Genomic DNA, 24,492 nt, shown 5'->3' with positions numbered 1-24,492 from the left:
CTTTGGGCCTGCTGCGCAGTCCAGCGGGAGCAAGCTCCCTCGCCACAAGGGGAGCGTTTTTCTTGAGTGAGCAGTGTCCCTGTTGTCTAGCTGACAGCAGGCGGATGTTGCATCCGCTCGGCAATCCGCCGGGTGGTGTCCATCACCATTTCAATCACGGTTTCCTGGCGCAGCAGTTTGAAGCTGTCGGTGCTGCCGACGGCTGAAAGGCTGCCCACCACCTCGTCGAGCTCGGGGTTGACGATCGGCGCCGCGATACCGGTGAGGCCCAGGTTGAGTTCATCGTGGGTCATGCAATAGCCATCCTTGCGGATCTTTTTCGCTGCTTTGGAAAAGCTTGCCCAGTCATGGCCGCTGTCGGGGTCGTTGGCCAGGTGTTCTTCGAACAGGCGTTGCAGGCGCCGACCCTTCTGGAAGGCGATCAATACCTTGGATTGCGCACCGCGAAAAAACGGCAGTGGTTGGCCGCGGCCGAATGCGAACTGGTAGGTGTCACTGGGTTCGGCGATGTAGGTGTTGATGATGCGGCCGTCGTAAAAAACGCTGGCGAATACCGCCAGGCCAGTGGCGTCGGACAGCTCGTGCATCAACTCGCGGCCCGCCACGAGGATCGGGTCGTATTGGCGCATCATCCAGTCGAGCTCGATGATGCGTGGCCCCAGGCCGTAGCTGCCGGCATCGACCCTGACCAGCAGGCCCGCATCACACAAATCCTTGACGTAGCGGTACACAGTCGCCCGTGACAGGCCCATGCGTTCGGCAATGGTGTCGGGGTCGATCTTCAGCGTTTCCGGGCCGAACAGGTCCAGCACACTCAGCATTTTGCTCAGACTGCTCATTTCGCTCCTAAAGGGGGGAATGGCGCGTAGGTGGTCGTTGGGTGAGCACTATAGGTAGGTGCGCCGATGATGAAAAGCCCGCTCGTTCGGCGAACAGGGCGTCGCCACGATACGCCAGTGCTTGAGAAAAACAAACATATTGAAGGTGGTATTCGCGTTGTTATTTTGCATAAATCTCAAAATAAGAGCTTTTGTATGTAAAAATACTTGAGTGAAGGGTTTTTCTGTGTGATAAATCTCAGCCACTGCAAACGCTCGATCAAGAGGGCTGGAAATGAATGGTGCGCAACTGATAGTGAAAGCGGCGGTGGCGAGCGGTATCGAATATTGCTTCGCCAATCCCGGAACGACTGAAATTCCCCTGGTGGCAGCCATGGCCAGTGCGCCAGCCCTCAAGCCGGTGTTGTCCTTGTTCGAAGGGGTGTGCACCGGTGCTGCGGACGGCTACGGCCGGATTGCCGGCAAGCCGGCGATGACCCTGACTCACCTGGGGCCAGGCTTTGCCAATGGCATTGCCAACCTGCACAACGCGCGTCGCGCCAACACACCGATCGTCAACGTCATCGGCGATCACGCGTCATGGCACGTCAATTACGATCCGCCACTGGCCAGTGATATCCAGGCGCTGGCCGGGAGTGTTTCCGGGTGGGTGCGCACATCGCGCACCGCATCGGGTGTTGGCGAAGATTTCCAAGAGGCAGTGCGTGCCGCTTGGCAAGCCAACGGGCAGATCGCCAGCCTGATTCTTCCGATGGACCTGCAAGCCAACACGGTGCGGCACGAGAAAGCCTTCACGGCATTGCAGGCCCCGGTTCGCCGTTTTGCCGGTGACCGGATCGAGGCGGTCGCCCAGGCCCTGCGTGATGGCCAGCGCCTGGTGTTTATCGTTGGCGACCAAGGCTTGTCCGTCGCCGGACTCGAAGCGGCGGGGCGCCTGGCTCAGTTGCCGGGCGTACGCCTGTTCGCCGAAACCTTTCCGCGCCTGAGCTATCGCGGCGGTGGTTTGCCTGACCTGGATCGCCTGCCGTACTTCCCCGAAGTGGCCATTGAGATCCTTGACCAGTACGACGCGGTGGTGTGCGCCGGCGTGCCGGACCCGATCAGTTATTTCGGCTACGAAGGCATCGCTTCTCGCCTGGCCGAACGTGAACGCCTGCTCTGCCTGGCGCAAGTAGGGGACGATGTTGCCGGCGCGCTCACTGCACTTGCCGATGCGCTTGAAGCGCCGGCTTATGTGCCAACGCCAATCGGTATCGAACTGCCGCCCGGCGAAGCCACGTTGACCCCGCAGTCCGTGGGGCAGGTGCTGGCTGCATCGCTGCCGGACGACTGCATCGTTTCGGTGGAAGGCGGGACGTGCGGCTATCCATTCTTCACCGCGTCGGCCCATGCCGCACGGCATCGGGTCTTGACCAACACCGGTGGGGCCATCGGCCAGGGCATCCCGGTGGGCTTTGGCGCCGCCATGGCCGAGCGCGGCAACCGCATCTTCTGCCTGCAATCGGACGGCAGTGCCCAGTACACCATCCAGACCTTGTGGAGCATCGCCCGCGAGCAACTGCCGGTGGTGATCCTGATCGCGGCCAACCATCGCTACGCCATTTTGCAGAACGAGCTGCGGCGCTTCGGCATGGCCGAGCTGGGCCCCGAGGCCCTGAGCCTGACGGTGCTGGACCGTCCGCGCATCGATTGGAAGGCCTTGGCCAAGGGCTACGGCTTGCCGGCCAGCACCGTGCACACCAACGGTGAGTTGCAGCGCGCCCTGGCCAACGCCAAGGCCGATGGCGGTCCTTGCCTGATTGAAATGGCACTGTGAAGGAGCGGATATGAACCCGATTCAATTGTTACCTGCGGTCGAGAAGTTCCTGTCGCAGCCCGGGCGCCTGTTTATCGGCGGCACCTGGCAGGATGCCGCCAACGGCCGTCGGTTTGCCGTGGAAAACCCGGCCACTGAGCACACCCTGGCGGAAGTCGCCGAAGGCGGTGAACGTGACGTGGATGCCGCCGTCGCTGCCGCCCGCGCGGCCTTCACCGGGCCCTGGGCGCAGCACTCACCGGCCCAGCGCGGGTTGTTGCTGTTTCGCCTGGCGGAACTGCTCGACCAGCATCGCGAAGAGCTGGCGCAACTGATCACCCTGGAAAACGGCAAGCCGATCGGCGCGGCCCGGGGCGAAGCGGCCAGTGCGGCCAATATCATTCGTTATTTCGCTGGCTGGCCGACCAAGATCGAAGGCAGCACGCTGCCGGTATCGCCTTCCAGTGGCGCGCCGATGCTCAACTACACCTTGCGTGAGCCGGTGGGCGTCTGCGCCTTGATTGTGCCGTGGAACTTCCCGCTGACCATGTGCGTGTGGAAGCTTGGCCCGGCGCTGGCGACCGGGTGTGTCGCGGTGCTCAAGCCCGCCGAGCAGACGCCTCTGGTTGCGATTCGCCTGGTGCAATTGATCGAGGCCGCCGGTTTCCCGGCTGGGGTGGTCAACCTGCTCACCGGCCTCGGTGCGCATACCGGCGCTCCGCTGGCCCAGCACCCGGACGTGGACAAGATCGCCTTCACCGGTTCGACCCAGGTGGGGCGACTGATCGCCCAGGCGGCCACCGGCAACATGAAAAAGGTCTCCCTGGAGCTGGGTGGCAAGTCCCCCAACATCATCCTGCCGGACGCCGATATCACCCGTGCCGCCAAGGGCGCCGCCGATGGCATTTTCTACAACCAGGGCCAGGTCTGCACCGCCGGATCGCGTCTGTACGTGCACGCCAGCGTCCTCGATCAGGTGCTTGAAGAACTCCAGCGCCACGCAGCCGCCCATGTGTTGGGGCCGGGCCTGGATCCGGCCAGCAGCATGGGCCCGCTGGTCTCGGCCCGGCAATTGGGCACGGTGCGTGGCTACCTGCAACGGGGCCAGGAAGAAGGCGCCGAGCTGATCTGTGGCGGTGATCGGCCGGCCCACCTGGAGCGCGGCCACTTCATCCGCCCCAGCGTGTTTCTCGACCGCGCCGAGCGCGCCTGTGTCGCCCGGGAGGAAATCTTCGGCCCGGTACTGACCGTCATGAGCTGGACCGAGATCGATGAACTGGTGCTGCGCGCCAACGACTCGCCCTACGGCCTGGCCGCCGGTCTCTGGACCCGTGACTTGCGTTCCGCCCATCGCGTGGCCGCCCAGTTGAAGGCCGGCTCTGTGTGGATCAACTGCTGGAACGTCGTCGACCCGGCCTCGCCATTTGGTGGCTACAAGCAATCCGGCTGGGGCCGGGAAATGAGTAAGAACGTGATCGATGCCTACACCGAAACCAAGAGTGTCTTCGTCGATCTCGCCTGAGCCGAACAATCACAAGAGGAACTGCTATGGATCTGGAATTGCAAGGCCGCGTGGCGATCGTCACTGGCGGTGGCATGGGCATCGGCAAGGAAGTCGCGCGCTTTCTGTCCCAGGAAGGTTGCAAGGTGGTGATCTGCGCACGGCGGATGGAGTTTCTCCAGCAAGCCGCCGAGGAAATCACCGCGCAGACCGGCAACGAGGTGCTGCCGCTGTTCTGTGACACCAACCAGATGTCGGCGGTGTCCGACATGGTCGAGGCTGCCCACAAGCACTTTGGGCGCATCGACATCCTGGTCAATGGCGCCGCGGCACCGTCCGGTGTGGTGCGCAACGATATCGAGCATGCCGGCGACGACGAATTGCTCTCGGACCTCAACACCAAGGTGATCGGCTATTTCCGTTGCGCCAAGGCCGTGACCCCACACATGAAGGCCGGCGGCTTCGGTCGCATTATCAATATCGGTGGCCTGACCGGGCGTGGCAGCAAGGTCCTCTCGGGCATGCGTAACCTGGCCATCGCCCACATGACCAAGACACTCTCCGACCAACTGGGCCCAGCCGGCATCACGGTCAATCTGATCCACCCCGGCGTCGTGGACACCCCGCACATCCAGGAGCTTTACGAGCGCGAAGGGATCAAGCAGGGCAAGACGCCCGAGCAGGTGGAGCAGGGCTACATCGATGCGACGCCGATCCGGCGCACCTTGGCGCCCATTGAAATGGGCTGGCTGATCGGTTTCCTCGCTTCCCCCAAGGCAGGTGCCGTGACCGGGGAATCCATTGGCATCGACGGCGGCTTGACCCGTGGCATCTTCATTTGAGGAGCAGCAGTGATGAGTAACGGAACCCTTTTGGTCGCCACCGTCGGGCAAGCGGTGATCCGCAGTGCCGACGATGGCCGTACCTGGCATCGCCTGGGCCTTGGCCAGGACCTGGAATTCGACGCGATCACCCGATCCCTGAGTTTCCATCCGGGGACCCCGGAGGTGATCTACGCCGGTACCGACGTCGGCCTGTGCATCAGCCGCGATACCGGCGGCCATTGGCAGCGGGTGGATTCGCCGTTCAATGGGCAGACCGTCTGGAAAGTGGCCGTGGACCCACAGGATGCACAGCGCATTTTCGTCGGCACCGGTGCACCGTCGCGCGCCGTGCTGTGGCGCACCCTCGACGGTGGCCAGCACTGGGATCGTGCCCCCGTGGAGATCCCGGAGTTCTGCGATGGCGTGAGTCGTCCACGCTTGCTGGCCTTCGCCTACGATCCGACGGACCGCAACCAGCTCTGGTTCGGCCTGGAAGAGGGCGGGTTGTTCCACAGCCGTGACGGTGGCGAGAGCTGGACCCGCGTCGATGACCGCCTGCTGTGGGACTACAACTCGGACGTGCACAACATCGTGGTCCTGCCCAACCATGGGCAAAAGGTCATCGTCGTGGTGTGCGTCAACGCCGTTTACCGCAGCCTCGACGAGGGGCAGACCTGGACCGGTATCGTCGCCCGGGAAGCCTTCGGCCTGTACTACGTACGCGCCATGAATGCACCGTTGGGCAGCGAGGACACGCTCTACCTGAGCATCTCCGACGGCACTCCAGGCACGACCAGCAAGGTCCTGGTGTCCCGGGATGCCGCCCTCGGTTGGGAGGTGCTGCCGCTGCCACAACAGCCCAACTCCTGTGTCTGGGCGATTGCCTTGAACCCCGCCGACCCTCGCCAGATTGTCGCCGGTACCAAGTACGGGCACCTGTTCACTTCCGAGAATGGCGGTGACGGCTGGCAGAAGCAGTGGCGTGAATTCAGTGAAATCGCTGATGTGCTCTGGACACCCGCCGTGGCACAAATCAAGTCCGGGCATCAATCCATCATCAAGAAGAACTGAGGTATCGCGCGATGAAAGTCGAAGTCGTTCGTACTCACCTGTCGCTATCCGTGAGCGATCCTGAGGTGTCGGCGCGTTGGTACGCCGACGTGCTGGGCATGCATGAAAGCGCCCGGGGTGAAAGCTGGATCATGATGGCCTTCGGTGCCAAGCACCACGACATCGCGTTGCTCCGCGCAGCACCCGGGGCCCACCAGGGCGGCCTGGGGCTGCAGCACTACGGGCTGGAGATTGCGGGCGACATGACCACCCTGCGCAAGCTCTACGGCATGTTGCTGAACAAGGGCGTCGAGGTGGTGAAGATCACCGACCACGAGATCGGCAACGGCGTGTATTTCAACGACCCCGACGGCAATCGCCTGGAATTCTTCCTCGAATCCGAACATGACGACGAGCGCGGCAAGGCCCGCTTCAAGGCCGCTGGGGCCCCCAGCCGGCATTTCGATCTCGACCCACTTTGAAAGAGACTGCTCTTATGAAAACCGCGAATTTCGCCAGTTACCACATCCGCAAATGGTACACCTTCGTCGAGGAAACCCTGGCCAACGAAACGGGCCAGTTGGCCGATGGTGAGCCGCTGTTCAAGTACGCCATTGGTGCGGTGATCGCCAACCCGTATGCCGGCCGTTTCAGTGAAAGCCTGGCCGAGTTGATCGAACCGTCACCCTTGCTGGGCCAGGAGTTTGGTCGGCGCATCCGGGTACTGGCGGGCCAGCACAAGATCGTCAGCTACGGCAAGGCGTGCCTGGTGGGCAGCCAGGGCGAGTACGAGCACGGCAATGCATTGCTGACCAACCCGGCGGCGGATCCGATCCGCGTCGCATTGGGCGGCGGCAAGTCCTGGGTGCCTTCCACCGGCAAGCGTGGCGGGCCTGGCGTGACCATCGACGTGCCTCTGGCCCACAAGGACGCGCTGTATGTCCGCTCCCATTACGACAGCATTTCCCTGACGTTCGGCGATGGTCCGTCGGCCGACGAGTTGATCATCATCTGGGCCTTCGCCACGCGCGGGCGTTTGCATGCACGCCTGGGTGGCCTCCAGGCCGCTGACGTCAAGGGCAATGACGGCCTGTATTGAGGTGCGCTGACGTGGGAAGCCAACGAATGTCTGCAAACAGCCAGTTCTTCACCAATCGATCAGGGCTGCGCCTGCATTATCTGTCCTGGGGCAACCCGTCGGGCATCGCGGTGGTGCTGCTGCACGGCCTGCGATCCTATGCCCAGACCTGGGATGGCCTGGCCAATGCATTGGGCGAGGGGTACTGCTGCTATGCCCTTGACCAGCGCGGTCGTGGCTACAGTGACTGGGCGGATGCCGCCAGTTACCGGACCGAGGCCTATGTCAACGATCTTGAAGATCTGGTGGCGCATTTGGGGCTGCAGCGTTTCGTCCTGGTGGGGCATTCCCTTGGTGGCACCAATGCACTGGAGTATGCGCGGCTGAATCCGGGACGACTGCAAGCGTTGGTGATCGAGGACATTGGCCCGGGTTCTTCGGTCAGCGGTGACGGCGCCGAGCGGATTCGGCGCGAGATGAGCCAGACACCGTTGTTGTTTCCTGACTGGGAGAGCGCCGCCCAGTTCTGGCTGCAAGCGCGACCTGGCCTCTCTCAGGCGGGGCTGGCTTCCAGGTTGATGTATTCCATGAAGGAAACCCTGGCTGGAATCGAATGGCGTCACGACCAGCAAGGTATTGCCCAGGCGCGCCTGAGTATTACCCCGACCGACCTGTGGCCGGCGGTACGGGCGCTGGATTGCCCGACGCTGTTCATTCGTGGCGCCCGTTCCGATTTCCTGCCCTTGGCGACCCTTGAGTCGATCAAGCAGGCCAATGGGTGGGTACGCACAGAGGAGATCGCCGACGCCAGCCATTACGTCCATGATGACCAGAGCGAAATGTTCAACCTTGTCGTCATGGACTATTTGTATGACCAATGCCTACAACCACAACAACAAAGCGGTGAATAGCGATGAAGCAGGAGAAAACCCAGGTTGTCATCGTGGGCGGCGGCCCCAACGGGATCACGGCCGCTCATTACATGGGGCTGTACGGCATCGACTGCATCGTCCTTGAATTGGCTGACGGCGTCCTGCCGTATCCGCGCGCGGTGGGCATGGATGACGAAGCGCTGCGGGTGTTGCAGGGCATCGGCATCGCCGAGTTGGCCGCGCGCGACATGATCTGCAACGTGCCCTTGCGTTACTACAATGCGCGAGGCGTCTGTTTTGCCGAGGTCAAGCCGAGCACGGCTCACTATGGCTGGCCGATGCGCAACATCTTCATGCAACAGTTGCTGGAAACCACATTGCGCGAGCAATTGGGCAAGCACGCCAGTGTCGAGCTGCGCCAGGGCCATGAAATGCTCGATCTGGAGCAGGATGCCGAGGGCGTGACCTTGCAGGTGCGTGACGCCCAGGGCGACCTCTATCAATTGCAGGCACAGTACGTGATCGGTGCCGATGGCGGACGTTCCAGCGTGCGCAAGAAACTTGGCATCGAACTGCTGGGACTGACCCATCCGCGCAAATGGGTGGTGATCGACACGGCCAACGACAGTCTGGATGCACCCTATACGGCGTTGCATGCCGACCCCCAGCGACCCTTCGTCTGCATCTACCTGCCGTATCAGCAACGACGCTGGGAGTTCATGCTCCTGGAGGGCGAAGACGAGACCCAGATGTGCGAAGAGGCGACGATCCGGGACTTGATCCGTGGGCATATCGGCGATGCAGTCGATCAATTGGAAATCATCCGGATCCGCGCCTACACCCATAACTCCCGGGTCGCGGCGCGCTTTGTCCAGGGGCGTGTGGCATTGGTGGGCGATGCGGCGCATATTTCCCCGCCCTGGGCCGGGCAGGGGCTCAATTCGGGCCTGCGTGATGTCGCCAACGTCACCTGGAAGCTTGCCGCGATTCTCCAAGGTCGGGCATCGCCGGCGATTCTTGCCAGTTACGATCAGGAGCGCCGTGGGCATGCGACCGACCTCATCGCGTTGGCCGACAACATGGGGGCAGTGCTGGGGCTGACCAACCCGTTGATGGCCGGTGTGCGGGACTGGTTGTTCCAGGCCGTCAACAGCGTCGACAACCTGCGCTCGCACTTGCTGGAATTCAAGTTCAAACCCAAGGCGACCATCACCAAAGGCCTGGTTCATCACGAGCGTGCCGAGCTGCATGAGGATGATCTGGTCGGGCAATTGTTCATCCAGCCGTCTGTCGAGGACGCCCAGGGGCAGCGCCGGCGCCTGGACGATGTGCTGGGGCATTCCTATGCGGTGTTGGGGTATCGGGTCAATCCGAGTGAACAGCTCAGCGAGCAAACCGCCGCCTGGTGGGCGCGCTGGGAGATGCGTTTCATCCAGATCAATCGCTCGCGCAGTGGCGTGGGGCGTAACCAACCCTTGTCCGCCAGCGGCGCCATTTGCGTCGAAGACGTCGATAACCGCTTGGGCGAATGGTTTGCCAAGGTGCGTGACTGCGTCGTGGTGGTGCGGCCGGATCGGTTCGTTGCCGCGATTACCACACCCGAGCGGCTCGAAGGCGTCTTGCGCAAACTGGCGGAGCAACTCTCATGAGCCGCGAAGATCATCTGTTGGTTCGGCTTCACGATGCCGCGCAGGCCGTGCACGCCTTGCCTTCGTTGGAACCAGAGGCCGTCGACCTGCCGACCGGCTACACCTTGCAACGCGAGGCGCTGCGTCGGCGCCAGGCCGCTGGTGAGCGGTTGACCGGATGGAAAGTGGCCTTCGCCGGTCGCGCCGCCCAGGACCGTTTCGGTATTGATGAACCGGTATTGGGTGCGCTGACCGATGCCATGGTCGTGGAACCCGGCCGTGGGGTGTCGCTTGCGCGGCTGATCCAGCCGAAGTTGGAAATCGAGCTGGCGTTTGTCCTGGGACGTACGCTGGTGCCCGGTTTCTACAGCGACGAGGACATCCTCGCTGCCGTGTCCGAGGTCGCGCCAGCCTTCGAAATTGCCGATAGTCGCTGGCAGGGTTGGCGTTTCGGCGTCGGCGGGTTTCTTGCCGACAATGCCGCCGCGGCGCTGTATTGCCTGGGTTCGCGGGTCAAGTTCCATCCCGAGCAATTGGCCCACGTGGATTATCGCCTGGCGTGCGATGGGGTGCCTTGTGGCGAGGGCAATGCCCAGGCGCGCGAGGACACGCCCCAGACCAACCTGTGCTGGCTGGTGCGGCGCTTGCTGGCCGACGGGCAGTGCGTTGAAGCGGGCCAGGTGGTGTTGTCCGGATCTTTATTAGCTCCTCTGGACATCAAGGCTGGCGAGTACCGGTTGTACATGCTTGGCATGGAACTGGCTTTGGTTTTCCGGCAGTAAGCACCGCTCACTCAAGGACATCTGAACCCCGTGGCGAGGGAGCTTGCTCCCGCTGGGCTGCGCAGCAGACCCATTTTTGTGAGCGCTTCGCACTCAAGCGGGAGCAAGCTCCCTCGCCACGGGGTTCAGATGTCCTTGAACAACCGTACCAGGCAATAAACGCAGCGCCACCGAGGACCAATGATCATGTTCGCCGAAGTCCGTACCTTCAATGATCCTCAGCAACACGCCGGTTCGATCCTGGGCTGGCAACAGGTCTATGACCAACTCGGGCGTGGCTGCCTTTCCAGCGAGCTGCGCCAGGTGTGCGCCGAACGTTTCCAGATTTTCCAGGAGGTGCTGGATAAACGCGTGGTGCAGCACGGTTGCGCGCCAAAAGGGCGCTTGTGCATCGCCATGTCGCTGGGCGGTGCGCCGGTGGTCCAGGGGCACCAGGTGGGCGCCCACAGCGTCGTGCTGTTGCGCGATGGCGAGGACTTCGTCTTGCACGCTCCGGAAGGCATGCACTTCTTTGCGGCCAATGTCGACACGGTGCGGTTCGCCAAGCTGGCGGCCTACGAACTGTCGAGCGAACAGCTCAAGCGTTTGAAAAGCGTGTCCCAGGTCAGCGTGGATGAGGCGGTGCTGCGCCGCGTGCAGCAAAGGATCCACCCACTGTTCCGTCACCTTTTGGAACAGGCGGACGCGGTCAATCCGGCTTCGGAAAAAATCCTCGAAGACGTCCTGCTCAACGCCTTTCTCGACCTGTTCAGTCACGCTTCGGACGAGGTGCGTGGCCGGCGCGGCAATTTTGCCGTCAGTGCCTATCTGGTCAAGCGTTGCCAGGAGCTGGTCGTCGCCAGCGCAGAGGTGCCCTTGAGCATCCTCGATTTGTGCGAGCAATTGCGGGTAAGCCGCAGGACCCTGCAGAACAGTTTCCAGGCGGTCACCGGGATGCGCCCGGTGGAGTACCTGCGCAACCTGCGGCTCAATGCCGTGCGCCGGCGTTTGATCACGACCCGTGCGGCGGCACTCAACGTCAGTGAAATCGCCGTGGCGATGGGGTTTTTCCACCTGAGTCATTTTGCAGCCCATTACCGGGCGTTGTTTGGCGAGTCACCCTCGGATACACCCAGGGCACCTGCCTGATGAGCTCCAAATGCGCAGTGAAATCCCCTCGCCACAATTAATCTTACAAATCCTTAGGTAACTGGCATTGCGGTGTTACCGAAGCGCCCTCATGCACCCATAACAGGCAGTCGCTGAGCTATTTGGTAGCACACGTGTGCGATCCAAGGCTTCGGGCAGGCAGTCGTTTTCCTCTAAAAACTCTTTAAAATCAAACGCTTGCATGATCATGGGAGAGCTTGGCACGCATTCTGCTTTTTTGAATCCATGGATAATTGGATACAAAAATGCAGAAGGTGCTGCCATGCAATTTGCCCCGACTTACGCTGAACGCCCACCGATGACCGCCGAGGAGGAGGCCTACAACTTCCTGCTCGATGCCATTTGTGGCGGCCGGTTACGCAAAGGCGACCGGCTGATTGCCGAGGACATTGCCAACGAGATCGGCATGAGCCGGATGCCGGTGCGCGAAGCCTTTCGTCGTCTGGATGCCCAGGGCCTGGTGACTCTGCGGCCCAATCGCGGGGCGATTGTCAGCGGCCTGGACATCGACGAGTTGCACGAAGTCTTCGAGATGCGCAGCGCCCTGGAAGGCCTGGCAGTCCGTGTCGCGACAGCCAGAATTGGCGAGCGCCAGTTGGCTGCCTTGGAGCGACTGCTGGACGAGATGGACGATTACCGCGAGGAAAGCGCCGAGTGGGTCAGCCGCCATCGCGCGTTCCATGAATACCTGTGCAGCCTCAGCGGTCGTCCGCGATTGCTCAAGCAGATCAGCGCGCTGTATTCCTTGATCGAAGCGCCCATGCGCCTGTGGTTGCAGCATGTGGAAAAGCCCCTGAGTGCGCGCCAGGAGCACATGCTGATCCTCGACGCCCTGCGTGCGGGCGATGCCGGGAAGGCCGAGGCGGTGGTGCGTGCGCACATCGAAGGCACCGTTCCTGAATTGATCGAGTTCCTGCAATCGAAAAAATAACGAGAGCAGGAGATTAGACCTGCCCGTGTTCTGACTTTGAGTACTGCCCGTTACTTACTGAACTGGAGTGTCTGGTCATGCATAAGCCTCGCCTGTTGGTTGCCGCTTTATCCTTGGGTTTCTGTGCGCAGTGGGCGGTTGCCGCGCCCGTTGTCCCGGAGCGTTTGCTCAAGGTCGATAAACTCGTCTACTGCTCGGGCATGGATTCGCCGCCGCTGGTGTCTTTCGATGAGGCGCAGAAACCCAAGGGACTGACCGTGGACCTGGGGCTGGAAATCGCCAAGCGCCTGGGCGACAAGAAGGTGGAATGGCGGGTCATTCCCTTTTCCGGATTGCTCCCCGCGTTGCTGGCTCGACAGTGCGACATGATCGTCGACCAGCTGTTTGACAAGCCCGAACGCCGCGAGGTGATCGACATCGTCAACTACATGTATTCCAGCCAGGCGGTGGTGGTGCCCAAGGGCAATCCGAAGGGCCTCAAGACGCTGTCGGATCTCTCCGGAGATAAGGTCGCAGTACTTAACGGTTCCACCATCAAGACCCTGCTCGACGCCGAGAACGAAACCTTGGCCAAGGCCGGCAAGCCGGCGATGAAGCTGGTGGTCTACAACACCGACACCGATGCCTTCCAGGCCCTGCGCATCAGCCAGGTCGACGCCTACGGCACCACCGTGGAAACCGCCGGTTACTACGCGGCCATGGCGCCCGATCTGTTCGAGGAGGGCGTGCCAGCCTTCAGCCGGATTCTCACCGGCCTGGGCATTCGCAAAGACGATCCGCAACTGACCGCCGCCGTGCAGCAGGTGATCGGCGATATGCGCAGCGACGGCAGCTACACCCAGTTGCTTGGCAAATGGCATGTCGCCAGTGACACACTTGATTGAGGTGAACCACCGATGAATTTCAATTGGGATGTGTTCTGGCAGTACCTGCTGCAGCCCAGCGGGGTGTACCTCACCGGGCTCTGGCTGACCTGCCTGATCAGTGTGCTGGCGATGCTGCTGGGCTGTGCCCTCGGGCTGGCCGCCGCGTTGCTGCGGTTGTCGAGCAACCCGTTGCTGCATTTGCCGGTGCGTTTTTACGTGTGGCTGATGCGCGGCACGCCGTTGCTGGTGCAGATCGTCTTTCTCTACACCGCGCTGGCCGCCGGCGGGATTTTCCGCTTCGAAGACATCGACCTGTTCGGCCTGGTGATCCCCGGCAATATCCAGGCGGCGATCATTGCCCTGGGCCTCAACGAGGGAGCCTACATGGCCGAGATCATCCGCGCCGGCATCGGTGCGGTGGACAAGGGCCAATACGAGGCCGGGCGCTCGCTGGGCATGACCTTCGCCAAACTGATGCGCCGCATTGTCCTGCCCCAGGCGTTCCGGGTCATCGTTCCGCCGCTGGGCAACGAGTTCAACGTGATGCTCAAGAACACCACGCTGGTCAGCGTGATCGGCGTACAGGAATTGTTGCTCAGTACCCAGATGGTCACCTCGGCGACGTTCCGGGTGTTCGAACTGTATCTGGTGGTGGCGATCTACTTCCTGTTGCTGACCACGTTGTGGGGCTTTTTCCAGCGCTGGTTGGAGACTCGTTTCGGTCAGTCGGACCGGCCCTCGTCACCGCCGCCGGCTTCGACGCGGATGTTCGGTCGCAGCACCCTGAACCTGCTGAGGGCACGTTAACCATGGCGCATAAAAGCGAAGAGCTGATTATCGAGGCGCTGGATGTCCACAAGTCCTTCGGCGAGCTGCAGATTCTCAAGGGCATTTCCCTGCAAGTGCGGCGCGGCGAAGTGGTGGTGCTGATCGGCGCTTCGGGCTCCGGCAAGACCACCTTCATCCGCTGCATCAACTTGCTGGAGGACATCCAGGGCGGGCATATCCGCGTCAACGGCCGGGCCATGGGCTATCGCGAGCGGGCCGACGGCAGCCTGGTGCGTGAGTCGGAGCGCAACATCGCCCGTCAGCGGCGGGATATCGGCATGGTCTTCCAACGCTTCAACCTGTTTCCTCACATGACGGCCCTGGAGAACATCATCGAGGCGCCGATCCAAGTGCTTGGCGTGACCCGCACCGCAGCGCTGGAACAGGCCCGCGGTCTGCTGGAGCGGGTCGGCCTGGCGGACAAGGCCGATCACTACCCGTCGATGCTTTCCGGCGGCCAGCAACAGCGGGTGGCGATTGCCCGGGCCCTGGCCATGAAACCCCAAGCCATGTTGTTCGATGAACCCACCAGCGCCCTCGACCCGGAGACTGTCGGCGAGGTGTTGCAAGTAATGAAGGAGTTGGCCGAGGAGGGGATGACCATGGTCGTGGTGACCCATGAAATGGGCTTTGCCCGGGAAGTGGCCGACCGTGTGGTGGTCCTGGACCAGGGCGAGCTCATCGAGCAGGGGCCGCCGGAACAGATTTTCTGTCACCCCGTCCATCCTCGTACCCGGGCTTTTCTCAGTCGCGTGTTATGACCTTTCCCGGCCACTGAATTCCTGTATCGAAGAGCCTTCACCATGCTAAAATTTTCTGCCCACGAATACCCTTATCCGTCGCAACGCCAAAGCGTTTTCGCCCGTCGAGGCATGGTCGCCGCGTCCCAGCCCCTGGCTGCCCAGGCGGGCATCGAGATCATGCAAAAGGGCGGCAATGCCATCGACGCCGCCATCGCCACGGCAGCCGCACTGACGGTGGTGGAACCCACCGGTTGTGGCATCGGCGGCGATGCCTTCGCGCTGGTCTGGTGCAAGGGTCAGTTGCACGGCCTCAACGGCAACGGCCATGCGCCGGCGGCCTTGAGCATCGAGGCGGTCAAGGCCGCCGGCCATGAGCAGATGCCGCTCTATGGCTGGACACCGGTGACCGTCCCTGGCTGCCCGTCGGCCTGGGCCGAGTTGTCCCGCCGCTTTGGCAAGCTGCCTTTTGCCGAGCTGCTGCAACCGGCGATCAGCCTGGCGCGGGACGGCTTTGCGCTGTCGCCGGTGGTTGCCCATCAATGGCAGGTCGCGGTGAACGAGTTCACGCCCCATCGCGATGTCGTCCTCGAGGCCTGGTTCGAGACTTTCCTGATCGAAGGCCGGGCGCCACGGGCCGGGGAGGTTTTTCGCAACCCGGCCCAGGCGCGTACTCTCCAGGAGTTGGCCGACACCCGCTGCGAGAGCCTGTATCGCGGTGCATTGGCCGAGCGCCTGGACGCCCATTCCCGGGCCAGCGGCGGCTATCTGCGGGCCTCGGACCTCAAGGATTATCGCGCCCAGTGGGTGGAGCCCATCCATGTCAATTACCGAGGCGTGGATGTCTGGGAAATCCCACCGAGCGGGCAGGGCCTGGTGGCCTTGATGGCGTTGAAGATACTGGAAGGCTTCGACTTCGATCACCGTGACAGCCAACAGACCTGGCATCGCCAACTGGAAGCGATGAAGCTGGCCTACAGCGACGGCCTGCACTACATCACCGATCCTTTGCACATGCGCGTGGCGGTGGCCGACCTGCTCAGCGATGACTACAGTGCCGGCCGTCGTCGGCAGATCGGCGAACAGGCCCAGCCGCCCGCGCCCGGCGACCCCCACGCCAGCGGCACGGTGTACCTGGCGACCGCGGATGGAGAGGGCAATATGGTCTCGTTCATCCAGAGCAACTACCACGGGTTCGGCTCCGGTGTGGTGCTGCCCGACAGCGGTATTGCCCTGCAGAACCGCGGGCAGGAATTCAGCCTCGATCCGACCCACGTCAACTGCCTGGCTCCAGGCAAGAAGACCTTCCATACCATTATTCCCGGTTTCCTCACCCGCAATGGCCAGGCCCTCGGTCCCTTCGGCGTGATGGGCGGCTACATGCAGCCCCAGGGGCATGTGCAGATGGTCATGAACCTGGTGGATTTCGGCCTGAACCCGCAAGCGGCGCTGGATGCACCGCGCTGGCAATGGCTGGGGGCGATGAAGGTCGGGATCGAGCACGGGGCCTCACGGGACCTGGCCAATGCCCTGGCGCGACGGGGGCATGAGGTCCGGATCGCCAGCGATCTGACCGACTATGGCCGCGGCCAGATCATCCTGCGTGACCCGCTCAGCGGCGTGCTGTGCGGCGGTACCGAGCCCCGGGCGGATTCGCACATTGCTGTTTGGTAAGGGCCTCTACTGACGATCAGTCGGCACGGGCGTCTGCCAGTGCCTGCCTGATCGCCTGCGCCAGATCCAGCAGTACCGTTGCATAACGCGCTTCCACTTCCTGTGCGGTTTCAACGGTCGCCAGGCTGATGTTCAGCGCATGGGTTCGATAGGCCGGGTGTCCGAGCGGGGTGGCAATCGCCATGACCTCCGGCTGCCACGAGGCCACGCAGTAGCCGGTCGCCCATACGTGCCTCACCGCATCGTCGATCTCCTGGATCAGTTGGCTGGCGCGGGACTCGCATCGGCGCGAGCTGAACAGTTCCAGCAATGGCCGGCGTTGTCCTTCTTCAAGCCCCGATAGATAAGCCCGGCCCAGGGACGTCACGTCCATGGGCAAGCGCTGCCCGGCGAGTACATTGCGCGGCGACTTGCGCTTGCCCAAGCGAATCGACTCCAGGTAGATCATCTCGTCGCCATCGGCGGCGGCGAGGCTGACGTTGACCTGATGTTCGCGAGCCACTTGCAACATCAACGGCGTGGCGACCTGCAACAGCGTACTGGCGTGGTACATCGAATGCGCCAGCCCAAGCAGGGAGGGCGCCAGTCGGTAGGTGCCCGTCGTCGGGTCGTAATCCAGGAAACCGGCGTGAACAAGGGTCTGGGTCAACCGACTCACGGTGGATTTCGACAAACCCGCGATCTCGCTCAGATCACCATTGGTCAGGGATTCGGTGCCCGGCCGAAACGCCCTCAGCAAATCGAGGCCGCGCTCAAGGGATCGGTTGAGCGGCGCCTTGCCTTGCCCGGGAATGTTTGCCGAAGCAAGGCCAGTATCACCCTGTTCCAACAGGTGGAACGGTCGCGTTGTCATCAGGTTCGCTCTCCCGCAGATTGAATCCAAGCTTGGCTCAGCGCCGGGCAGTCAATCAACCGAATAATAAAAGAGGCACCGTATGACCAATCCTGAGCAATTGTCTTGCCCGGTCGAACTGTCTGTTGTCGAAGGCATCGCCACCCTGACCCTCAATCGTCCTCAAGCGCGCAACGCAATCAGCGACGACATGCGCTCATTGTTGATCGAGCATCTGGAGCACATTGCGTCCGACAATTCGATCAAGGCGTTGATCGTGACCGGCACCGGCAAGGGCTTCTGCGCCGGTGGCGACATCAAGGGCATGCAAGCACGCATGAGCGCTCCCGCCGGTTCCGTGGCGTTCAATGGCTGGAAGCGTCAGCAGCGGGTTCATCACGCGGTGTCGCTGCTGCACAACCTGCCCAAGCCGACCATCGCCGCAGTGAATGGCGCCGCGACGGGCTTGGGCTGCGACATGGCGTTGAGCTGCGATTTCATCGTGGCCTCCGAGCAGGCCAGCTTTGCGATGAGCTATATCGCTCGCGGCCTGATTCCGGATGGCGGCGGCTTGTATTTCCTGCCCCGTCGTGTCGGCCTGCCCAAGGCCAAGGAACTGATCTTCAGCGGACGCACGGTGGCGCCGGTGGAGGCCCAGCGGATCGGCATGATCGATCGCGTTGTCGACCACGAACATCTTCTCCCGACGGCCCACGATTGGGCGTTGCAACTCGCGGGGGGATCCGCCACGGCCCTGGCGTTGAGCAAGTCGATCCTGAACAACACCTTCGAGCTCACCCAGAGCCAGATCTTCGCCATGGGCAGCCAGGCCCAGGGCATTTGCTACACCTCCAGCGAGCATCACGAATCGGTTGCCGCCTTCCTTGCCGGCAAGGCCGAGCGGAGCTGAACCATGAACCAGATTGCACGCCTTCTCAGTCCCGCCAGCGTCGCGGTCATCGGCGCCTCGGGCGACGCTCGCAAAACCTCGGGCCGGCCCATCGCGTTCTTGCGCAAGCACGGTTTCCAGGGACGCTTGTATCCCGTCAATCCACGTTATGAAGATATCGACGGACTGCGCTGCTACCCCAGTATTGCCGAGCTGCCGGAAGTGCCGGACGTGGCGATCATTCTCCTAGGGCCGGCGCGCGCCAACCAGGCCGTCGCCGAGCTGGCGGCATTGGGATGCCCCGCAGCGATTGTGTTGGCCGGTGGCTATGGTGAAACTGGCACGACGGGTGCGTTGCGCCAGGACGAACTGAAAGCGGCCCGTGGGGCGATGAGGATCCTGGGCCCGAACACCATCGGCCTGGTCAACCTGACCGAGCGGGTCACGCTGTCGGCCAGCGGTGCGTTGGACATGGACGAGCTGCTGGTCGGCCGTGTAGCCGTCGTATCGCAAAGTGGCGGGATCTTGGGCGCACTGCTGTCCCGTGGCGTTGCTGCCGGAATCGGTTTTTCCAAGCTGATCTCCACCAGCAACGAGGTCGACCTGGATGTCGCCGACTTCGTCGATTACCTGGCCGACGATCCCGCGACCTCGGTCATTGCCCTTTATCTGGAGGGCTTGCGCGACAGTGAAAAATTTTCCCGTGCGGTGCGCAAGGCTCGCGCTGCCGGCAAGCCTGTCGTGGTCTTCAAAGTGGGACGCTCCCAAGCCGGTGCCCATGCGGCAGCTTCCCATACGGGGGCTATGGCCGGCTCCGATGCTCTGTACTGCGCCTATTTCCGTCAGCTTGGGGTGATTCGGGCCGAGACGTTTGCCGACCTGCTGGACATTCCCTTTGCCTTGGCCCGTGGCAGGGGCATGCGTGGCCGGCGGGTTGCCATTCTGACCTCGACCGGCGGCGCGGGCACCTTGATCGCCGACAGCCTCGGCGTCAGCGGTTTCGAAACCCCCACGCCCGGTGCGCAGACCGCGGCAAAACTGCGTGACCTGGATATTGGCGACCAGGCGGTCCTGGACCGCAACCCGATCGACTTGACCTTGGCGGGGCTGCAGCCGGAGCTGATGCGCGCGGCCATTGGCATCCTGCTCGACAGTCCGGATTTCGATGCGGTGATCAGCGTCGTGGGCTCTTCCGGTGTTGCTCAGCCCCACCTGATGGCCGATGCCATTCGCGACAGCCTGGCCAGCTCCGATAAACCGGTGCTGGCGTACATCAGCCCCCATGCTCCGGCTGCGGCCCGACGCATCAATGGCTCAGGTGGCGTGGCGTTCAGCGCGCCGGAAAGTTGCGCCAGCGCACTGAAGGCATTGGCGGCACAGGCCACATGGAACGAGCCATCCGATGAGCCAGGCACTGTGCAGGCCCGGCCTGAGGCTGCCCAGGACCTGCCAAGTGGTCCGCTCGATGAAGAGCGCAGCAAGCGCTTGTACGCCAGCTTCGGCATCCCGGTGACGCGGGAGCGGGTGGTTCGTGATAGGGAGCAAGCCGCTCAGGCCGCGCAGGAACTGGGCGGCCACGTCGCCCTCAAGGTCCTTTCCGAGCAGATTCCGCACAAGAGCGAAGTGGGCGGCGTGGCCTTGCATCTGGATGCCGGAAATATTGGCTCACGGCTGGATCGCATGCGTGCCGAGGTCAGCCGTCATGTGGGGTTCGAGCCGCCAACCTTTCTCGTCCAGGAAATGGTCACCGGCGGGCAGGAACTCATTCTCGGTTTTCACCGGGACCCGCAACTGGGCCCGGCGCTCCTGCTTGGAATGGGCGGGGTGACGGCGGAGTTGTTCCAGGACACCACCTTGCACTTGCTTCCGGTAAACCTCGAACAAGCCCGGCAGATGCTGCGCGAGTTGCGCACCTACCCGTTGCTGGACGGCTATCGCGGGATGCCCAAGGCCGACACCGAAGCTGCGGCGCACTGCATCGTCGCGTTCTCGGACATGGCCATGCAGTTGGGCGAGCGCCTGATTGAAGCCGAGATCAATCCGTTGCTGGTGCGTCCTGCCGGAAGCGGGGTGATGGCCTTGGACGGCTTGACGATCATGGCATGAGGGACAGCCGTTCCACTCTGTGGAACAGCTGTCTTTACCCTGGAAATCACGCTCGCATAATCAAAGAACGCTCATTTAAGACTCATAAAAACAAGCAGGTCTCTATGAACAGTCCCCATATTGCCATCCAGTCGCGCAGTTCCCCGATCAGCGCCACGGTCACCGCTCCGACGGTGGTTTCTTTCCGTGACGTGTCCAAGTCTTTCACAGTGAAAGGCGTTGCCAAGCAGGCGTCCCACAGCATCAACGTCGATATCCAGCAAGGTCAGTTGGTGACCATCATCGGCCCCTCCGGCTGCGGCAAGTCGACCTTGCTCAACATGGTCGCCGGGCTGTTTTGCCCCACCACCGGCGAGGTGCTGTACCGAGGCGAGGCCGTGCAAGGCGTTAACGGCCGCACCGGCTACATGACCCAGAGCGATCATCTGCTGCCATGGCGGGATGTGGCCGGCAATATCGCCGTTCCCTTGGAAATCCAGGGCGTGCCCAAGGCTAGGCGTGAAGCGCGTATCCGTGAGTTGCTGACCCTCGTTGGCCTCGATGGGCATGAAAAGGCCTACCCGAGCCAGCTCTCCGGTGGCATGCGCAAGCGCGCGGCCCTCGCTCGCTTGTTGGCGTACGACCCTGAGACGCTGTTGATGGACGAGCCGTTTGCCGCATTGGATGCGCAACTGCGGATCCGCATGCAGACCGAGCTGTTCAAGCTCAGCCGCCAGCTCAAGAAAACCGTGTTGTTCGTCACCCATGACCTGGACGAAGCCGTGGCCCTGGGCGATCGCTGCCTGGTCTTCTCCGGTCGGCCGGGCACGATTGTCCGCGATGTGCCGATTCCTTTGGGTGACGATCGCAACATCATCCAACTGCGCAAGAACCCGCGCTACCACCAGCTCTGTGGCGACCTCTGGGAAATCATCACGCCGGATCACGACGCCTAAAGGCCCAGTCTTGGAGAACCCCTGCACATGAATATCTTTCTCGGTCGTCTCGCCATCTTCGCTGCGATTTTTTTGTCCTGGCAGTTCGCTTCCGGTCCCTTGGTGGACCCGTTTTTCGTCAGCTCGCCATTGGAAATCGGCCGGCGCTTCATTGAGCTGGTCGTCAGTGGCCGACTGTTCGCCCACGGTTGGATCACTGTCGTGGAAACCTTGGTGGGCTTTTTCTTAGGTGCCCTGGCAGGTATCACGGTGGGCTTGATCCTGGGGCGCAACGCGCTGCTCGCCAAGCTGCTGGACCCCATCCTGACCTCCATCTACAGCTTGCCGAAAGTCGCCCTCGCGCCGCTATTCATCATGTGGTTCGGAATCGGCATCGAAATGAAGATCATCCTGACCGCCACCATCGTGTTCTTCCTGGTGTTCCTCAACACCTACAGCGGCGTCCGCGCGGTGGAGCGCGAGCAATTGGAAATCCTGCGCCTGATGGGCGCCAAGGAGCACCACCTGATCACCAAGGTCGTACTGCCATCGGCCATCCAGTGGGTGTTCACCGGCCTCAAGCTGTCGGTGCCCTATGCCCTGATCGGCGCCATCGTCGGTGAAATCATGGCCGCCAACCGCGGACTGGGCTACCTGTTGCAGGACGCAGCGGGGCAATTGGACACGGCCGGTGTATTCGCCGCGCTGATCGCCATCATCGCCTTGGCGCTGCTGCTCCAGGCGGCGGTTCGCGCATTGGAGACGTACCTGATGCCGTGGAAGAAAGAACAGGACGAGCGAGAAATCTCGGTCTGAGCAACACCATCACAACAACAAAAACAGAGGGTCGCATCATGTCTATCAAAGGTTGGATATCTGCTTTAGGACTCAGCGTCGTACTCAGTGCTGTCTCGTTCCAGGCGCAAGCTGCCGAGCCCGTAAAAGTCGCTTTGGGAACGGAAGGCTTCGTGCATATGCCGTTGTTCGTCGCACTCGACGGCGGCCTGTTTGAAAAACATGGCCTGGATGTCGAGCTGGTGAAATTCAAGGGTGGCGGTGCCGCGGCTTCGGGCCTTGCCAGCCGATCAGTCGAGTTCTGCTCATGCGCCATCCAGAATGCGATCAATGCCAAGATCAAGGGCGCCGACATCACGCTGTTGGGGCGCATGGTCGGTCAATACGCCAGCAACGTCGTCATTCGCCAAGAGGTGGCTGATCGGCTCGGCCTGGACGCCAACTCCACCGTCGAGCAACGCCTGGCCGCTTTCAAGGGCCTGCGCCTGGCGGTGAGCGGGGCCGGTGGCAGTGCCGATTTCCTGGTGCGTTTTCTCGGTCAGCAGGCTCACCTGCAGTCGGAAAAAGACTTCACGCTGCTTTACCTCAATAACGGCGCGGCCATGCTGGCGGCGTTCGCCCAAGGCAAGATCGATGGCTTTGCCCTGTCATCGCCGGCTTCGGACAGTGCGGTCATCGAGCAGAATGGCTTCACCCTGCTGGACATGTCCGAAGGCATGGTCGCCGAGCTGGATGGGTATCCTTCGATCGCCCTCAGCGCTCGCCGGCAATGGGCCGAGGACAACCCAGCAATCGTGAAGGCCTTCCTCGCGGCCCTGGGCGATGCAACGAAGCTCATCAATGAACAGCCGCAGCAAGCCATGAAAGCCGTGCGCAGCCGTTTCGACGGGGTGAATGACAAGGTCTATGCCGCCGCCTGGCAAAGCAATCGCAAGTCATTCCCGCAGACTCCGTACCTGACGGACACCGATGTCGAGCGTGCAATCAAGTTCCTGGGCACCGTCCAGAACGAAAAGATCCCGGGCAAGGCCCAGGACTACCTGACCCAGGTGCGCTGAAGCGCGTTTGAACTCCAACCGGCCGGCGCGTCAAGAAGCACATTGGCAGAGCTCGGCTTCCTCTCGGTAAGCAGTCATGAAATCGATGAAAACAATGCCGCTCTGTGCGGCAGGGGTGGGTTTTGCCGTGTATCTGCCGGTGGCAGGTGCCGAAGGGTTCTTTGAAGACAGCAAGGCCTCTGTGGAAATGCGCAATTTCTACATGAGCCGGGATTTTCGCGAAGGCGCGGGCCAGTCAAGACGCCAGGAGTGGGCCCAGGGTTTTATCCTGCGCTATGAGTCCGGCTTCACCCCTGGTGTCTTCGGGGTCGGTGTCGATGCGATCGGCATGCTGGGCATCAAGCTCGATTCCGGGCCAGGGCGTTCCGGCACGGGGCTGCTGCCGGTCCAGGACGATGGAGATGTCCCGGACCGTTATTCCAAGGCGGGCGGCACCCTCAAGGTCAAGGTCTCGGACAGCCAGTTGCGGGTCGGGACCCTGTTGCCGAAATGGCCAACCCTGGTCGCCAACAACGGGCGTCTGCTGCCGCAGACCTTCGAGGGGGCCCAGGTACAGGTCAATGAGTGGAAGCCTCTTGAACTCACCGCGGCACAGATCAAGGGTACGGTGTACAGGGACCAGTCGGGCTCGACCGGTCTTGAGCTGAACAATAAGAACCGCCGCTTCAGCGGCCCCCTCGACGGGGGCGATTTCAACCTCCTCGGCGGGGCCTTTCACGCCAGTGAGACGACCGACCTGATTGCCCAGTACGCCGTCCTCGAAGACGTCTACAAACAGCGCTTCCTGGGCCTGACCGACCGCAGGAAAGGCGACTGGGGCGCCTTCACCAGCGATGTGCGCTTTTTCGACAGTGACAGCGACGGTCAGGCACGAGGCGGGCACATCGACAACCGCGCCTTCAGCGCCTTGGGCACTTACAGGCTGAAAGGTCATTCGTTTGGGCTGGGCTACCAGAAGATGTCCGGGGACTCCGCGTTTCCCTATGTGGCTGGCGCCGACCCTTACCTCGTGAACTTCGTCCAGGTGGGCGACTTTGCCGAGAAGGACGAGCGCTCTTGGCAGGCTCGTTATGACTTCGACCTCGGCACGGTCGGCGTGCCGGGGCTGAGCTTCATGACGCGTTATGTGCGCGGCAGCCGGGCCGACGTCGCGGGCGCGGATTCCGATGGTGAACGCGAGCTCGACGTCGAACTGCAATACGTGGTGCAGAGCGGTTCGATGAAAGGCATGAGCATGCGGGTTCGCAGCGCCACCTATAGAGCGGACTTCGCCCGGGACGCTGACGATGTACGTGTGATCGTCAGCTACCCACTGTCGCTTCTGTAATCCAAGCCATTCAA

Annotated in this window: 23 protein-coding genes; 21 read left to right on the top strand and 2 right to left on the bottom strand. The window is 62.3% G+C overall.

The genetic code is table 11. The features are described from left to right. Positions 1-86: 86 nt before the first annotated feature. A complete protein-coding gene (locus tag BM300_RS01210) occupies positions 87-839 on the bottom strand; it encodes an IclR family transcriptional regulator (protein ID WP_072339114.1) in 753 nt (250 codons plus the stop codon). Between the two features lie 274 nt (positions 840-1,113). Between BM300_RS01210 and BM300_RS01205 the strand changes: the two genes are divergently transcribed. From BM300_RS01205 to BM300_RS01135, 15 genes are all read left to right on the top strand, one after another. Continuing rightward, positions 1,114-2,655: an acetolactate synthase large subunit gene (locus BM300_RS01205; protein ID WP_092461735.1), complete on the top strand. Its 1,542-nt coding sequence runs from the start codon at positions 1,114-1,116 to the stop codon at positions 2,653-2,655. Positions 2,656-2,665: 10 nt separating this feature from the next. Beyond that, complete coding sequence (locus BM300_RS01200; protein WP_092344705.1) at positions 2,666-4,156, top strand: aldehyde dehydrogenase family protein; 1,491 nt, start codon at positions 2,666-2,668, stop codon at positions 4,154-4,156. 26 nt (positions 4,157-4,182) lie between these two features. Beyond that, positions 4,183-4,977, top strand: a complete 795-nt coding sequence (locus BM300_RS01195; protein WP_092344707.1) for an SDR family NAD(P)-dependent oxidoreductase — start codon at positions 4,183-4,185, stop codon at positions 4,975-4,977. Positions 4,978-4,989: 12 nt separating this feature from the next. Continuing rightward, a complete protein-coding gene (locus BM300_RS01190; protein ID WP_092344709.1) occupies positions 4,990-6,030 on the top strand; it encodes a VPS10 domain-containing protein in 1,041 nt (346 codons plus the stop codon). An 11-nt stretch (positions 6,031-6,041) separates the two neighbouring features. Then, a complete protein-coding gene (locus tag BM300_RS01185) occupies positions 6,042-6,491 on the top strand; it encodes a VOC family protein (RefSeq protein ID WP_058546791.1) in 450 nt (149 codons plus the stop codon). 14 nt (positions 6,492-6,505) lie between these two features. After that, complete coding sequence (locus BM300_RS01180; RefSeq protein WP_092461733.1) at positions 6,506-7,108, top strand: amino acid synthesis family protein; 603 nt, start codon at positions 6,506-6,508, stop codon at positions 7,106-7,108. A 26-nt stretch (positions 7,109-7,134) separates the two neighbouring features. Next, on the top strand, positions 7,135-7,998 hold the full coding sequence (locus BM300_RS01175; protein ID WP_092461731.1) for an alpha/beta fold hydrolase: 864 nt from the start codon (positions 7,135-7,137) through the stop codon (positions 7,996-7,998). Positions 7,999-8,000: 2 nt separating this feature from the next. After that, the gene (locus tag BM300_RS01170; RefSeq protein WP_092461729.1) at positions 8,001-9,608 is read left to right on the top strand and encodes a bifunctional 3-(3-hydroxy-phenyl)propionate/3-hydroxycinnamic acid hydroxylase; all 1,608 of its coding nucleotides are present in this window, start codon (positions 8,001-8,003) and stop codon (positions 9,606-9,608) included. Further along, positions 9,605-10,369, top strand: a complete 765-nt coding sequence (locus tag BM300_RS01165; protein ID WP_092461727.1) for a 2-keto-4-pentenoate hydratase — start codon at positions 9,605-9,607, stop codon at positions 10,367-10,369. The genes BM300_RS01170 and BM300_RS01165 overlap by 4 nt, the downstream gene beginning before the upstream one ends. Positions 10,370-10,555: 186 nt before the next feature. Beyond that, on the top strand, positions 10,556-11,497 hold the full coding sequence (locus tag BM300_RS01160; protein ID WP_072339096.1) for a helix-turn-helix domain-containing protein: 942 nt from the start codon (positions 10,556-10,558) through the stop codon (positions 11,495-11,497). A 283-nt stretch (positions 11,498-11,780) separates the two neighbouring features. Continuing rightward, positions 11,781-12,449 (top strand): GntR family transcriptional regulator, encoded by a 669-nt coding sequence (locus BM300_RS01155; RefSeq protein ID WP_072339094.1) that lies wholly within the window; start codon positions 11,781-11,783, stop codon positions 12,447-12,449. Between the two features lie 77 nt (positions 12,450-12,526). Continuing rightward, complete coding sequence (locus BM300_RS01150; RefSeq protein WP_092344719.1) at positions 12,527-13,333, top strand: ABC transporter substrate-binding protein; 807 nt, start codon at positions 12,527-12,529, stop codon at positions 13,331-13,333. Positions 13,334-13,345: 12 nt separating this feature from the next. Further along, positions 13,346-14,122, top strand: a complete 777-nt coding sequence (locus tag BM300_RS01145) for an amino acid ABC transporter permease (protein ID WP_060742708.1) — start codon at positions 13,346-13,348, stop codon at positions 14,120-14,122. Between the two features lie 2 nt (positions 14,123-14,124). After that, entirely contained in the window at positions 14,125-14,904 is a 780-nt protein-coding gene (locus BM300_RS01140; RefSeq protein WP_092461725.1) for an amino acid ABC transporter ATP-binding protein, read from the top strand. Positions 14,905-14,946: 42 nt separating this feature from the next. Next, positions 14,947-16,557 carry a gamma-glutamyltransferase family protein gene (locus BM300_RS01135; protein WP_092461723.1) on the top strand — a complete coding sequence of 537 codons (1,611 nt, stop codon included), beginning with the start codon at positions 14,947-14,949 and terminating at the stop codon, positions 16,555-16,557. A 16-nt stretch (positions 16,558-16,573) separates the two neighbouring features. Here the strand turns inward: BM300_RS01135 and BM300_RS01130 are convergent, their stop codons facing one another. After that, positions 16,574-17,410, bottom strand: coding sequence for an IclR family transcriptional regulator (locus BM300_RS01130; protein WP_092344725.1), 837 nt, complete (start codon positions 17,408-17,410; stop codon positions 16,574-16,576). 82 nt (positions 17,411-17,492) lie between these two features. Between BM300_RS01130 and BM300_RS01125 the strand changes: the two genes are divergently transcribed. The 6 genes from BM300_RS01125 (at position 17,493) to BM300_RS01100 (ending at position 24,478) form a co-directional block, all read left to right on the top strand. Further along, complete coding sequence (locus tag BM300_RS01125; protein WP_092344727.1) at positions 17,493-18,299, top strand: enoyl-CoA hydratase/isomerase family protein; 807 nt, start codon at positions 17,493-17,495, stop codon at positions 18,297-18,299. Between the two features lie 3 nt (positions 18,300-18,302). After that, positions 18,303-20,384: an acetate--CoA ligase family protein gene (locus BM300_RS01120; protein ID WP_092461721.1), complete on the top strand. Its 2,082-nt coding sequence runs from the start codon at positions 18,303-18,305 to the stop codon at positions 20,382-20,384. Between the two features lie 104 nt (positions 20,385-20,488). Beyond that, the gene (locus BM300_RS01115) at positions 20,489-21,319 is read left to right on the top strand and encodes an ABC transporter ATP-binding protein (protein ID WP_092344731.1); all 831 of its coding nucleotides are present in this window, start codon (positions 20,489-20,491) and stop codon (positions 21,317-21,319) included. A 27-nt stretch (positions 21,320-21,346) separates the two neighbouring features. After that, the gene (locus BM300_RS01110) at positions 21,347-22,114 is read left to right on the top strand and encodes an ABC transporter permease (protein ID WP_092344733.1); all 768 of its coding nucleotides are present in this window, start codon (positions 21,347-21,349) and stop codon (positions 22,112-22,114) included. 38 nt (positions 22,115-22,152) lie between these two features. After that, positions 22,153-23,151, top strand: coding sequence for an ABC transporter substrate-binding protein (locus BM300_RS01105; RefSeq protein ID WP_092344735.1), 999 nt, complete (start codon positions 22,153-22,155; stop codon positions 23,149-23,151). A gap of 85 nt (positions 23,152-23,236) precedes the next feature. After that, positions 23,237-24,478: an OprD family porin gene (locus BM300_RS01100; RefSeq protein WP_092461719.1), complete on the top strand. Its 1,242-nt coding sequence runs from the start codon at positions 23,237-23,239 to the stop codon at positions 24,476-24,478. Positions 24,479-24,492 lie beyond the last annotated feature (14 nt).

It is taken from the genome of Pseudomonas sp. NFACC46-3 (assembly GCF_900114515.1).
GTDB classification, from domain to species: Bacteria; Pseudomonadota; Gammaproteobacteria; order Pseudomonadales; family Pseudomonadaceae; genus Aquipseudomonas; species Aquipseudomonas fluorescens_Q.
This window is presented reverse-complemented; position numbering and strand designations above follow the sequence as displayed.

What these genes read in the sequence shown, in the direction of transcription:
- BM300_RS01130 (WP_092344725.1), bottom strand. Translation starts at nt 17,410, where the DNA reads ATGACAACGCGACCGTTCCACCTGTTGGAACAGGGTGATACTGGCCTT.
- BM300_RS01170 (WP_092461729.1), top strand. Translation starts at nt 8,001, where the DNA reads ATGAAGCAGGAGAAAACCCAGGTTGTCATCGTGGGCGGCGGCCCCAAC.
- BM300_RS01190 (WP_092344709.1), top strand. Translation starts at nt 4,990, where the DNA reads ATGAGTAACGGAACCCTTTTGGTCGCCACCGTCGGGCAAGCGGTGATC.
- BM300_RS01160 (WP_072339096.1), top strand. Translation starts at nt 10,556, where the DNA reads ATGTTCGCCGAAGTCCGTACCTTCAATGATCCTCAGCAACACGCCGGT.
- BM300_RS01110 (WP_092344733.1), top strand. Translation starts at nt 21,347, where the DNA reads ATGAATATCTTTCTCGGTCGTCTCGCCATCTTCGCTGCGATTTTTTTG.
- BM300_RS01200 (WP_092344705.1), top strand. Translation starts at nt 2,666, where the DNA reads ATGAACCCGATTCAATTGTTACCTGCGGTCGAGAAGTTCCTGTCGCAG.
- BM300_RS01125 (WP_092344727.1), top strand. Translation starts at nt 17,493, where the DNA reads ATGACCAATCCTGAGCAATTGTCTTGCCCGGTCGAACTGTCTGTTGTC.
- BM300_RS01105 (WP_092344735.1), top strand. Translation starts at nt 22,153, where the DNA reads ATGTCTATCAAAGGTTGGATATCTGCTTTAGGACTCAGCGTCGTACTC.
- BM300_RS01155 (WP_072339094.1), top strand. Translation starts at nt 11,781, where the DNA reads ATGCAATTTGCCCCGACTTACGCTGAACGCCCACCGATGACCGCCGAG.
- BM300_RS01175 (WP_092461731.1), top strand. Translation starts at nt 7,135, where the DNA reads ATGTCTGCAAACAGCCAGTTCTTCACCAATCGATCAGGGCTGCGCCTG.
- BM300_RS01205 (WP_092461735.1), top strand. Translation starts at nt 1,114, where the DNA reads ATGAATGGTGCGCAACTGATAGTGAAAGCGGCGGTGGCGAGCGGTATC.
- BM300_RS01210 (WP_072339114.1), bottom strand. Translation starts at nt 839, where the DNA reads ATGAGCAGTCTGAGCAAAATGCTGAGTGTGCTGGACCTGTTCGGCCCG.
- BM300_RS01165 (WP_092461727.1), top strand. Translation starts at nt 9,605, where the DNA reads ATGAGCCGCGAAGATCATCTGTTGGTTCGGCTTCACGATGCCGCGCAG.
- BM300_RS01150 (WP_092344719.1), top strand. Translation starts at nt 12,527, where the DNA reads ATGCATAAGCCTCGCCTGTTGGTTGCCGCTTTATCCTTGGGTTTCTGT.
- BM300_RS01115 (WP_092344731.1), top strand. Translation starts at nt 20,489, where the DNA reads ATGAACAGTCCCCATATTGCCATCCAGTCGCGCAGTTCCCCGATCAGC.
- BM300_RS01120 (WP_092461721.1), top strand. Translation starts at nt 18,303, where the DNA reads ATGAACCAGATTGCACGCCTTCTCAGTCCCGCCAGCGTCGCGGTCATC.
- BM300_RS01145 (WP_060742708.1), top strand. Translation starts at nt 13,346, where the DNA reads ATGAATTTCAATTGGGATGTGTTCTGGCAGTACCTGCTGCAGCCCAGC.
- BM300_RS01135 (WP_092461723.1), top strand. Translation starts at nt 14,947, where the DNA reads ATGCTAAAATTTTCTGCCCACGAATACCCTTATCCGTCGCAACGCCAA.
- BM300_RS01140 (WP_092461725.1), top strand. Translation starts at nt 14,125, where the DNA reads ATGGCGCATAAAAGCGAAGAGCTGATTATCGAGGCGCTGGATGTCCAC.
- BM300_RS01195 (WP_092344707.1), top strand. Translation starts at nt 4,183, where the DNA reads ATGGATCTGGAATTGCAAGGCCGCGTGGCGATCGTCACTGGCGGTGGC.
- BM300_RS01100 (WP_092461719.1), top strand. Translation starts at nt 23,237, where the DNA reads ATGAAAACAATGCCGCTCTGTGCGGCAGGGGTGGGTTTTGCCGTGTAT.
- BM300_RS01185 (WP_058546791.1), top strand. Translation starts at nt 6,042, where the DNA reads ATGAAAGTCGAAGTCGTTCGTACTCACCTGTCGCTATCCGTGAGCGAT.
- BM300_RS01180 (WP_092461733.1), top strand. Translation starts at nt 6,506, where the DNA reads ATGAAAACCGCGAATTTCGCCAGTTACCACATCCGCAAATGGTACACC.